Origin of the sequence: Aeromicrobium sp. Root495 (assembly GCF_001426755.1) — a bacterium.
Classification (GTDB): domain Bacteria; phylum Actinomycetota; class Actinomycetes; order Propionibacteriales; family Nocardioidaceae; genus Aeromicrobium.
Genome location: NZ_LMFJ01000002.1, coordinates 136812 through 147927 on the forward strand (window position 1 = coordinate 136812; position 11116 = coordinate 147927).

The window sequence follows — 11116 nt, forward strand, 5'->3', positions numbered from 1 at the left end:
CTCAGACGGGCGCGGGCTGCGGCTCGGGGTCGTCCGGAACCTCGAGCGGGTCGTAGTCCGGCGTGACCGGCGCCGTCGGGGCGTCGGGGTCCTCGGGCTGGTCAGGGCTCAGCGGCTGGTTCGGGTCGATCGGATCGAGATCAGGTGTCACGGTCATCGGAATCGCCTCCTGCCTCGACGGTCACACCGATCGGCTCGCGGCGCATCTTGTCGCCCGTGCGGCCTACGATCGACCCGTGAGCGAGGCAGTGGTGGGCGAGGACGGTCTGGCCCGCACGCCCTGGGCGTACTCCGACCCGCTCCTGCTCCACTACTACGACACCGAGTGGGGCCTGCCGGTCACCGACGAGCAGGGCCTGTTCGAGCGCATCAGCCTCGAGGCGTTCCAGTCCGGGCTGTCGTGGCTCATCATCCTGCGCAAGCGTCCTGCCTTCCGCGAGGCCTTCGCCGGGTTCGACCCCGACGTCGTCGCCCGGTTCGGACCCGACGACGAGGCACGCCTCATGGCCGACGCCGGCATCGTGCGCAACGGAGCCAAGATCCGCGCCACCATCGCCAACGCCCAGGCCGTCATCGACCTGCGCGACGACGGCGGGCTCGTGGCGCTCGTCGAGTCGTTCCGTCCCGACGTCACGCCCGTCCCGGTCACCCTCGCCGACGTTCCCACCGTGTCGGCGGAGTCCACGGCCCTGGCCAAGGAGCTGCGCCGTCGTGGGTTCCGGTTCGTCGGACCCACGACGGCGCACGCCCTCATGGAGGCGGTCGGTCTCGTCGACACCCACGTCGTCGGCTCACACCGGCGGGGTGCGTCGGGCTTCTGGAACCCCGACGGCACCCGCGCCGGCTGAGGTCACGAGTCGATCGAGCTCATGTCGCCGTAGCGGGCGCCCATTACGGCGTCGCGCGGGACGGCCTGCTCCAGCGCGTCGAGGTCGTCGGCCATGAGGGTCACGTCGATCGATGCGGCGTTCTCCTCGAGGTACTTCACCCGCTTGGTGCCGGGGATGGGTGCCACGCCGAGCCCGTGGCGCTCGCCCTGCGCGAGCACCCAGGCCAGGGCGACCTGACCAGGTGTCGCGCCCAGACGCTCGCCGATGGCGCGCACCTCGTCGACGAGCTTCAGGTTGGCCTCGAGAGCCTCGCCGTTCGTGCGTGGGAAGTACTCCGAGCTGCGCGAGTCGCCGGGCTCGAGCGAGCCCTGCGTGATGGCGCCCGTGAGGATCCCGCGTCCGAGCGGCGAGTACGGCACGAGACCGATGCCCAGCTCCACGAGGACCGGGAGGATCTCGTCCTCGAGGTCACGCGTGAAGAGCGAGTACTCGGTCTGGAGCGCCGTGATGGGGTGGATGGCGTGGGCCCGGCGGATGGTCTCCGGCGCGGCCTCGGACAGCCCGAGGTGGCGCACCTTGCCGGCCTGCACGAGCTCGGCCATGGCGCCGACGGTCTCCTCGATCGGGACGTCGGGGTCGACGCGGTGCTGGTAGTAGAGGTCGATGTGGTCGACGCCGAGCCGCTGCAGGGAGGCGTCCGCCGCCGAGCGCACGTACTCCGGCTTGCCGTTGATGCCGACGCGGGAGCCGTCGGGCCGGCGCTCGTTGCCGAACTTGGTGGCCAGCTGCACCTCGTCGCGACGCGAGGCGATGGCCCGGCCGACGAGCTGCTCGTTGGTGAAGGGGCCGTACATGTCGGCCGTGTCGAGGAAGGTGACGCCGAGGTCGAGGGCGCGGTGGATGGTCGCGATGCCCTCCGCCTCGTCGCCGGTGCCGTAGAACTCGGACATGCCCATGCAGCCCAGCCCGAGCGCCGAGACGGCGAGGCTGGACGTGGTGCCGAGGGTCCTGGTGGGGATGCTGGATTCACTCATGGGTCCCACTGAACTCCTTCGAGCGCACTCGAAGTCAACCCCGCACGGACAGCCGGTCCTCGTAGATGCCGATCTTGCGGTCGATGGCACCCAGGTGGTCGGTGATCTCGGCCAGCTGCTCCATCACGTGGGCGCGGTGCGAGCGCAGCAGCGCCAGGCGCTCGCCCTGCGTGTGCTCACCCGCCCGGACGAGCTCGGCGTATCGCCGGACGTCGCGGATGGGCATGCCGGTGCTGCGCAGCTTGGTGACGAGCTCGATCCACGTGAGGTCTCCCTCGGAGTAGAGCCGTCGGCCCGCCGAGTCCCGGTCGACGTCGGTGAGCAGCAGTCCGTCGCGCTCGTAGTAGCGCAGGGTGTGGGCGGTGAGGCCCGTGATCTCGACGGCCTCGGCGATCGTGTGGGCGCTCATCGCCCCAGTGTCCCTCTTCGAGCATGCTCGAAGTCAAGGCCTAGTGGGCCGGCGCCTCCGCCTTGCGCACGAACAGCACCGCCACGACGAGCAGCAGGCTCATGAAGCCGCCGACCATGAAGGCCGACCGGATGCCCTCCGTGAGCGCCTCGGCCGCAGATGCGCCGCCCTCACCTGCAGAGGTGGCTCGGACCGTCATGACCGTGATGAACAGCGCCGCGCCGGCAGCACCGGCCACCTGCTGGAACGTGCCGACCACGGCGCTCGCGTGCGAGTACAGGTGCGGAGCCACCGAGCCGAGGCTCGACGTCATGAGCGGCGTGAACGTGCCGGACAGCCCGCCCATGAGGACCATGTTGGAGAGCACGAGCCACCAGATGGAGGTGTCGGTGTCGATCATCGTGAGCATCCAGACGCCGGCACTCACGAGCAGCGCACCGGGCAGCGTGAGGACGCGCGGGCCGTGGGCGTCGTAGATACGACCGACGTAGGGGCCCGACAGGGCCATGATCAGTCCGCCGGGGAGCGTGATGAGACCGGCCTCCAGCGCGGACAGCTCCAGCACGTCCTGGGCGAAGAGCGGCACCAGGAGGAACGCCCCGAACATCGAGGCCATGGCGATGATCATGGCGCCGATGGCGATGCTGAACTGGGTGGACGTGAAGACGCGGAGGTCGAGCAGCGCACGCTCCTGACGCGCGAGGACGACCTGGCGCACGAGGAACGCCACGAGCGAGACACCGCCGACCACGAAGGGGATCCAGAGCGGCATGGCGGCGTCGCCGGCCGCGTTCTCGCCGATGCCCACGAGGCCGTAGACGAGTCCCGCGAAGCCGAGCACCGAGAGCGGGACGGAGAGCAGGTCGGCCTTGACGGTGCCGGGCTGCGTGATGGGGGTGACGTACTTGGCGCCGACCACAAGGGCGACCAGCGCGATGGGCGCGACGAGCCCGAAGATCCAGTGCCAGCTGAAGTGCTGGAGGATCAGTCCGGAGACCGTGGGACCGAGCGCCGGGGCCACCGAGATGACGATCGTGATGTTGCCCATCATGGCGCCGCGGCGCGCGGGCGGGACGATGGTCATGATCGTGGTCATGAGCAGCGGCAGCATGATGGCCGTGCCGCTCGCCTGGACGATGCGCGCCACGAGGAGCGGGACGAAGCTCGGCGAGAAGAACGCCATCACCGTGCCGACGGTGAACAACGACATGGCGATGATGAAGAGGCGTCGGGTGTCGATGCGCGAGATGAGGAAGCCCGTGAGCGGGATGATGACCGCCATCGTGAGCATGAAGGCCGTCGTGAGCCACTGACCCTGGCTGGGCGCGATCCCGAGATCGTCCTGCAGCACGGGCAGCGCGATGCTCATGACCGTCTCGTTGAGGATGACCACGAAGGACGAGACGAGCAGGGTCCCGATGGCCAGGACCTGCTCGCGGCTCAGCGGGGCGTCGGGGGCTGCGCCCTGGTCGGTGCCGGCCTGCGTGGTCGTGTCGCCGAGGTCGGACGAGACGTCAGTCATGATGTTCCTGTTCGGAAGAAGCGGGTGTCGGCACGATCGTAGCGGCGCGTCGGGACAGAAAGCAGGTCAACGGGCCACTGGGCCGGGCCGCCGACCCCGCGTGGCCACCCAGAGGGCGAACCCCAGCACGGCGAAGCCCAGGAGGATGTCGGCCACGACGTGCGCCTGACGCCACCAGACCATGTCGGTGGCGCCGGCCACCGTGTAGTGGCCGATCCCGATGATCCCACTGCCCGAGTAGACGGCCAGGCCCACCGCGGCCACGGAGGTGCGGCCGGCCCGGTAGGCCAGCACGCCCACGATCCCGGCCGCCGTGAACACGAACCAGCTCACGGCGATGAGGGCGGCCGACGGGGCAGGGACGGGCCCGCCCGAGGCGTCCGGGTAGTCGGCGTAGTTGGCCACGTTGTCGACGTAGTGCACGACGGACACGACGAAGGCGGCGGTCATCAGCACGAGAAGGGTCCTGAGGTGCCGTGGGGATGGTCGCACGACTTCTACGGTACGGCGTGTGACACCGGCCACGCGAAACTTTTTCGTGAACGCGTAACCCCGGCCCCGGTGCTTCGTTTAACCGGGTACAACTGGCAACACTCCCTCCCGCCAGTTTCTTGCAAGCCCGGCCCGTGGCTCCCTCCCGGCCGGGCTTTGCACTGTCCCCACCCAAGTCGGTTTACCACGGTATGTCGGTAACCTGACCCATCCCTACGGAAGCTTCCGTAGGGATGGGTCGGGTTGCCGAGGTGAGGACGGTTTACCGACATACCGTGGTAAACCGTCCTGGGGGTCAGTCGGCGTTGCGGTCGCGGACGGCGTCGGTGAGCATGCCCACGAGCGCCTCGAGCTGGACGTCGGTCTCGTCGATCTCGACGTCGATGCCGTCGAGGGCGCGAGCCGCGAGGCCGGCCTTGCTGTCGATGAGCTCGACGATGCGGCTGTCGATGGTCTGCGCGGCGATGATGCGCCATGCGGTGACGGGCTCGGCCTGACCGATGCGGTGCACGCGGTCGATGGCCTGCATCTGCTCGGCGTCGGTCCAGGAGAGCTCGGAGAGCACCACGTTGGACGCCACCTGCAGGTTGATGCCCACGCCGGCCGCCGAGAGCGAGCAGACGATGACGGCCGTCTCAGGGTCGTTCTGGAACGACTCGATGGCGGCCTTGCGGGCCGCGGCCGTCTGGTCGCCACGGATGGAGACCGACTTCAGGCCGCGCGCGGCGAAGGTCTCCTCCGCGATGTCCATGACGTCGAGGTGCTTCGCGAAGAACACGACCTTGCCCACGCTGTGCGCGAGCTGGGCGGTGTAGTCGGCGGCCAGGCCGGCCTTGGCCTGACCGATGCGCCGGACCATGGAGAACACGTTCTCGCCGGTCTTCTCGTCGTTCTCCTCGCGCTCCACGCTGGCGGCGCGGCGCACGAGCTCGTGATCGATGCCATCGGCACCGACACCCTCTCCCTTGGTGGGGATGCGGGCCTCGGCGCGGGCGGCGAGCGCCCGGTCGTAGCGAGCGAGCAGACGGGCGACGAGCTCACGCTCGGCCTCACGGATGGAGCGACCGGCCTCCCCGTCGAGGTCGACGGGCAGGTCGGCGATGCGGCGGGCCGGGATGTCGGCGGCGACGTCGACCTTGCGGCGGCGCACGATGCCGAGGTCGATGACGGCCTGGCGGGCCGCGCCGAAGAAGCCGTGGTCGAGCGGGGTGAGGCCGGTGGCGTCGAGCGCGTTCATGAGCTCGGCCTTGGGCTTCTTCTCGTCGATCCAGCCGAGGAACTGCCAGATGGCGCGGAAGTCCTCGACGTCGTTGATGAGCGGCGTGCCGGTGAGGGCCATGAGGAGCGGACGGGCCGAGCGCTCACGGATCTTGTCGGCGATGTGCAGGACGTGGCGCGAACGCTGCGACGACGTGTTCTTGATGAAGTGGGCCTCGTCGAGCACCATGCCACGGAAGCCGTGCTGACCGAGCCAGGCGGCGTGCCGGTCGAGGATCTCGTAGTTGATGACGACGATGTCGGCGAACCCGTCGATGTCGTCACCGTTGCCGTGGATGACAGTGGCCGTGCGGCGCGGCACCCACTGGGCCGCCTCGCGCGCCCAGTTGGCCTTGACCACGTTGGGCACCACGACGAGCAGCGGGAAGGCGTTGGCGCCCTCGGCCGCGAGCAGCGACTGCGCAGTCTTGCCCAGGCCGGGCTCGTCGGCCAGGAGGAACGTGCGGTGCCCCTCGGCGGCCTCGGCCACCAGCTGCGCCTGGTGGCGCATGAGGTCGATGCCGCTCGGGGTGTGGAGGGTGGTGGGCTCGGGCAGCTCCATGCAGGCCGGGGCACCGGCGGGAGCGCGCTCGAACGACGACAGCAGAGGGCCCAGGAGCTCCCACGTGTCGAGGCGGCTCGCGCCCGGGGGCGGCGGCGGTGCGACCGAGAAGTCCGGCGGCATGAAGGGGTTGGCCAGCTGCGCCGCGACGACCGAGCGGGGCGGGGCCACGCTGCGGTCCTCGCCGGTGGTGCCGGCAGGCCTGGGTGCGGGTGCCTCGGGCACCGAGGCGTCGATGAGGCCCGCAGCGATCTGCAGGTCGCGCTTGAGCGCGAGCGTGGGGCCGGAGATCTCGGCGTTGTCGACCAGGAGCGTGAGGAGGCTCGGCTCCCGCGTGGCGGTCTTGGCCAGGATGGTGGCCACGCCGTCGAGGCGCTTCAGGTGCTCACCGCGCTCCTGCTCCGACACCGTGGCGTCGGCCTTGGCGCGGGCGCGCTCCTCGCGGACGAGGAGGCCGACGGCCTGGAAGGTGTTGCGGGTGGAGACGGTGACGCGTCCGCGCTCGACGGCCTGCTCGACCTCGCGGACGGAGCGCGCGAGGACGGGCATGATGCCGGTCTCGTCGTCATGACGTTTGCGGCGGTTGCCGCCCTGCGGGCGGCGGGTACGTGTGGCCAAGAGGCTTCCTACGGGTGCACGAGAGAACAGGTCGATGACCTGGGGCCAGCTGCCTGGCCTGGTGACGAGGCTCGGGGTGTGCTCGAGGGTCCGGGAGGAAGTCCCTGCTGGGAACCGGGGCGATCGAGGCGGTGAGCCACGTCAAGCGTACTCCCCCGGGGTGTCCTCGGCAGTCGAAGGCCCACACGGTGGGCGCGGCGGCGAGACCGTCGGCCAAGATTGACCCATGTCAGCGACCCTCCGCCTGTGGCCCGGACGCCTCGTCAGACGGCGCGTCCAGGACTGGCCGGACTGGTCGCGGGTCGCGCTCGGTGTCGTGCTCGTCGGGGCGGGTCTGACGCTCCTCCCGCGCCCGCTCTCCGCCCTCGAGGTGCTCGGCTGGGCCGTCGGCGTCGGCGCGGCGCTCTGGGGCGTGCTCGAGCTCGCCCGTCGCGACGCCTCGCTCCTTCGCCGCCTGGCGGGCCTGCTCGCCGTCGCGGCCGGGGCCGCGGTGCTGCTGCAGCCCGACTCGTCGCTCGGCTGGATCGGCACGGTCGTCGCGGCCGGGCTCCTGGTCACCGGTGCCGCCAGAGTGGCCCAGGTCCGCAGCGGCACCACCGGTTCGCGCGTGGCCGCAGGACTGCTCGGGTCGGCCGAGGTCGTGCTGGGTGTCGTGGCCCTCACGTGGCCCGACGTCACCCTCGTCACGATCGCGCTCGTCTTCTCGATCCGCCTCACCGTGCTGGGCGTCTCCACGCTGCTCGACCTCGCCCGGCACCGCGACCCCGACCGCGTCCGGTCCGAGCCCGACCCGCTCCGCCGCTCCCTCCGGGTGGTGTGGGCGGTCGTGGCCTTCTCCATGACGCTCCTGCTGCTGTGGTCGAGCGTCGTCCTGCGGGAGTCGACGCCGCCCGGTCGGTTCTACAGCGCCCCGGCCGAGGCGGCCGCCACCGGACCTGCGGGTGAGCTGCTGCGGGCCGAGCGGTTCACGCGGCAGGTCCCGTCGGGCGCCGAGGGCTGGCGCATCCTCTACCGCACGCGCGACCTCCTCGACCGGCCCACCGTCGCGAGCGCCCTGGTCGTCCTGCCGCGCTCGAGCGGCGACCACCCCGTCGTGGCCTGGGCGCACGGGACCACCGGGATGACCCGACAGTGCGCGCCGAGCCTGCTCGACGAACCCTTCTCCGCAGGGGGCTTCCCTGAGATGATGCCCACCGTGGTGGAGCGCGGCTGGGCCGTCGTTGCCACGGACTACGCGGGGCTCGGGACCGCCGGTACCCAGCCCTACCTCGTGGGCCGTGGCGAGGCCCACAGCGTGCTCGACGCCGTCCGCGCAGCCCGCCGCCTCACCGCCTCGGACCGGACCACCAGCACGCTCTCGGACCGCACCGTGGTCTGGGGCCACTCGCAGGGCGGCGGCGCGGCCCTGTGGACCAGCCAGCTCCAGCCCTCGTACGCGCCCGACGTCCCGCTGAGCGGCACAGCCGCCATGGCACCCGCCGCCGACCTCGTGCCGGTCGTGCGCGACCTCGCCGACACCGACGCCGGGACGCTCTTCGTGGCCTACGTCGTCACGGCGTTCGCCGATCTCTACCCCGACGTGCGCCGGACCGACGTGCTCCGACCCGCGGCCGTCCCCCTGGTGGCCGAGATCGCACAGCGCTGTCCCTCCGAGCCCGGCACGTTCGCGTCCGTGATCACGGCGCTCTCGGTCAAGAACCAGGCCGTCCTGGCCGAGGAGCCCGGCCAGGGCGCCTGGGGTGATCGGCTGCGGGAGAACACGCCGACCGACCCCGGCCCCTCGCCCCTGCTCGTGGCGCAGGGGGCCCGCGACGACCTCGTGCGCCCCGGCGTCCAGGCGGCCTACGTGAAGCGGCTGCGCGCCGCCGGACACGCCGTCGACTACCGGACGTACAAGGGCCTCGACCACGCGACGCTCGTCGAGAAGGGGTCGGCGCTGCTGCCCCAGCTCCTGGACTGGACGCAGGAGCGCCTCGAGCCGTGACCCCACCAGGGGCCAGGTCGGCCGCGCGCACAGGCGTGGGCCTCGTCCTGGGACCGACTCAGTGCCGACTCGCGCCGATCCGGTACCGAGATGCTGCAGCCATCTGCTCTACCGTTCTTCCATGAGCACTCATCCCGCCCCTCCCGCCACGGCCCAGAAGCTCGGCGCCGAGGCCCTCGGAACCTTCTGGCTCGTCCTCGGCGGTTGCGGCACCGCCATCTTCGCGGGCGACCAGGTCGGCTACCTCGGCGTGGCCCTGGCCTTCGGCCTCACTGTCCTCACCGGCGCCTACGCCTTCGGCCCGGTCTCGGGCGGTCACTTCAACCCCGCGGTCTCCGTGGGACTGGCCGCCGCCGGACGCTTCTCCTGGAAGGACGTCCCCGGCTACGCGGTGGTCCAGGTGGCGGGCGCCAGCCTCGCGGGTCTCGTGCTCCTGCTCGTCGCTCGCGGCAAGGACGGCTTCTCGGCGAAGGGCGCCTTCGCCACCAACGGGTACGGGGAGCACTCCCCGCAGGGCTACGACCTCTGGTCGGTGCTCGCGGTCGAGGCCCTGCTCACGGCCGTCTTCCTCCTCATCATCCTGGGGGCCTCGGCGCGGCGGGCCGCGGTGGGCTTCAGCGGACTGACCATCGGTCTCGGCCTCACGCTCGTCCACCTCGTGAGCATCCCCATCAGCAACACCTCGGTGAACCCCGCCCGCTCCTTGGGGGTCTCCTGGTTCGCCGGCGGCGACGTCATCGTCCAGCAGTGGGCCTTCGTCGTGGCGCCCGTGGTCGGCGCCCTGGTGGCCGGCCTCCTGCACGACGCCCTGCTCGGTCGCGACGATGACTGACCGGCCCGCCGCTCACTTCACGGGCGTAAAGCTACGATCCGGCGGCTCCGCCTCCCGGCAGCTCGAGGACGGTCAACCGGTCGTCCCAGGGCAGGACGGACCGGACGGCGTCGGCCGCGGCCTGGTCGGCCCAGACCACCCCGACGGCGAACCTGGCTAGTCCGTCGCTGCGCGCCTGGGCCTGGTCTGCGAGTCCCGAGACCTCGGCGCACCACGTGGCCAGGTACGCCTGCGCCGCTCCCGAGACCCGTGGCCCTAGCGAGTCGGCCGCGCCCCGAGCGTCCTGGAGCCGGCGTTCGCCAGCCCGGAGGCACTCGGCCTGGCCGTCCCACGTGACGCACGCCTGGTGAATGACGGGAAGCAGGACACCGAACGTCATCACGACTCCTCGCTTTTCACCACAGGATGATTTGATCAAAGTGCCTGTATGACCTGGTCAACACCTCCCACGCGGCCTGACAGGACGCGCGGTGACTACGCGTCCGTCCTTCGTCCGCATCGGGTCATGGACAGACGCCACGTCACCGCTCCCGGCCGCGTCGACGCAGTCAGGGCTCAAGCTGCAAGGACGCGCCACGTTCCTGCCGCGCCTCATGGCCACCCCGGGCGCCGAATCCTCATGAGCCTGCATGACACGCCTCACGGATCCGATCCTCGGGGCCAGCCGGACTCGACGAGGGAGTCGGGGATGGCAAAACAGCCCGTGCCGACGACGACACCGACACCGGTCGCCAACCCGCTCGGATCGTCGCGAAGATCTTGCAGGGAGGCTGACCCGTTCCGCCTGATGCCATGGAGCGGCTCCGTTCTGAAGACGAGTCCGAAACCATCGAAAGGTTCGACGTCCCAACCCTCCTTGCGCCAGGTCCTCGTCACGGCGGCTGCAACCTCCGGGACCCTGTGGTTCTCGACGACGAAGCTTCCCCGAACCTCGAGACTCACGTACCGCCGGTCGGCAAGGTCGCTGCACCGCACAGCAACCACCGTGCGACCGTTCCGCCGGTCGATGCCTCCCAGCTCGTCCATGGCAACCTTCACCACTCGCTCCTGGGTCGCCAGGGTCTCGGTCTTGAGCTCGTCTGCCTCGGCCGCGCTGAGGTCGGGCCCGAAGCCGGAGTCCGAGCGACAACCCGTCAGCCCGAGCATCAGGAGCAGGACCGGAAGAAGCGACCTCGTGGCTCGGCGCCCTCTCACCACGGGACAGGCACCAGCCTTGAGATCGCCGCAGGGATCGGTCCCCCATGCCTGACGATGTCCATCCCCTCCTCGACAGTCGCCTCAGCCATGAGCCTCGTCCACCAACCGGAGCTGCCGTCGCGTCCGTCGACGCGCTCCACCTCCTGCCCCGCCACGACCCGAGCGCTGTTGATGAGCGCGTTCGCGGCAGGTGCGTCGGCGCCCGCGCTGTCGAGCTGTCGGGGGTCACGGAAGTAGGAGCCGTGATTGAGCGCGACATCGCGCTTCACGTCACGGAGATCGAAGTCGGCCTGCGAGTCGGCACGGATCCTCGTCCCTCCGAACGCCTGATCGGCGGGGTCGGTGCCGAGAGACGGCTGATGTCGGCCCCCCAGGCGGG

General features: G+C 70.8%; 12 protein-coding genes. 3 read left to right on the forward strand and 9 right to left on the reverse strand.

Annotated elements, in window-relative coordinates:
• Position 1: 1 nt before the first annotated feature.
• Positions 2–157 carry a hypothetical protein gene (locus ASD11_RS18270; RefSeq protein ID WP_156464810.1) on the reverse strand — a complete coding sequence of 52 codons (156 nt, stop codon included), beginning with the start codon at positions 155–157 and terminating at the stop codon, positions 2–4.
• Positions 158–236: 79 nt separating this feature from the next.
• Here ASD11_RS18270 and ASD11_RS14735 point away from each other — a divergent pair, with 79 nt between their 5' ends.
• Positions 237–848 carry a DNA-3-methyladenine glycosylase I gene (locus ASD11_RS14735; protein ID WP_200940189.1) on the forward strand — a complete coding sequence of 204 codons (612 nt, stop codon included), beginning with the start codon at positions 237–239 and terminating at the stop codon, positions 846–848.
• Between the two features lie 2 nt (positions 849–850).
• Here ASD11_RS14735 and ASD11_RS14740 read toward each other — a convergent pair whose 3' ends face one another.
• The 5 genes from ASD11_RS14740 to ASD11_RS14760 all read right to left on the reverse strand — a co-directional run bounded on the left by ASD11_RS14740 (position 851) and on the right by ASD11_RS14760 (position 6724).
• Positions 851–1864 (reverse strand): aldo/keto reductase, encoded by a 1014-nt coding sequence (locus tag ASD11_RS14740; RefSeq protein WP_082554471.1) that lies wholly within the window; start codon positions 1862–1864, stop codon positions 851–853.
• Between the two features lie 34 nt (positions 1865–1898).
• Entirely contained in the window at positions 1899–2273 is a 375-nt protein-coding gene (locus ASD11_RS14745; RefSeq protein WP_056289247.1) for a MerR family transcriptional regulator, read from the reverse strand.
• Between the two features lie 40 nt (positions 2274–2313).
• Positions 2314–3795, reverse strand: coding sequence for an MDR family MFS transporter (locus ASD11_RS14750; RefSeq protein ID WP_082554472.1), 1482 nt, complete (start codon positions 3793–3795; stop codon positions 2314–2316).
• A gap of 66 nt (positions 3796–3861) precedes the next feature.
• Positions 3862–4251: a hypothetical protein gene (locus ASD11_RS14755; protein WP_056289250.1), complete on the reverse strand. Its 390-nt coding sequence runs from the start codon at positions 4249–4251 to the stop codon at positions 3862–3864.
• 331 nt (positions 4252–4582) lie between these two features.
• A complete protein-coding gene (locus ASD11_RS14760; protein ID WP_056289253.1) occupies positions 4583–6724 on the reverse strand; it encodes a DEAD/DEAH box helicase in 2142 nt (713 codons plus the stop codon).
• Between the two features lie 226 nt (positions 6725–6950).
• On the opposite strand from ASD11_RS14760, the gene ASD11_RS14765 reads away from it, so the two are divergent.
• Together ASD11_RS14765 and aqpZ are read left to right on the forward strand one after the other, a co-directional pair.
• Positions 6951–8708 carry an alpha/beta fold hydrolase gene (locus ASD11_RS14765; protein WP_056289256.1) on the forward strand — a complete coding sequence of 586 codons (1758 nt, stop codon included), beginning with the start codon at positions 6951–6953 and terminating at the stop codon, positions 8706–8708.
• Between the two features lie 121 nt (positions 8709–8829).
• Entirely contained in the window at positions 8830–9540 is a 711-nt protein-coding gene (gene aqpZ / locus ASD11_RS14770; protein WP_056289257.1) for an aquaporin Z, read from the forward strand.
• A 31-nt stretch (positions 9541–9571) separates the two neighbouring features.
• Here aqpZ and ASD11_RS14775 read toward each other — a convergent pair whose 3' ends face one another.
• From ASD11_RS14775 to ASD11_RS18410, 3 genes are all read right to left on the reverse strand, one after another.
• Complete coding sequence (locus ASD11_RS14775) at positions 9572–9919, reverse strand: hypothetical protein (RefSeq protein WP_056289259.1); 348 nt, start codon at positions 9917–9919, stop codon at positions 9572–9574.
• A gap of 260 nt (positions 9920–10179) precedes the next feature.
• Positions 10180–10686, reverse strand: coding sequence for a hypothetical protein (locus ASD11_RS14780; protein WP_056289263.1), 507 nt, complete (start codon positions 10684–10686; stop codon positions 10180–10182).
• 44 nt (positions 10687–10730) lie between these two features.
• The coding region (locus tag ASD11_RS18410) for a hypothetical protein (RefSeq protein ID WP_162246501.1) at positions 10731–11116 on the reverse strand (386 nt) is incomplete at its 5' end.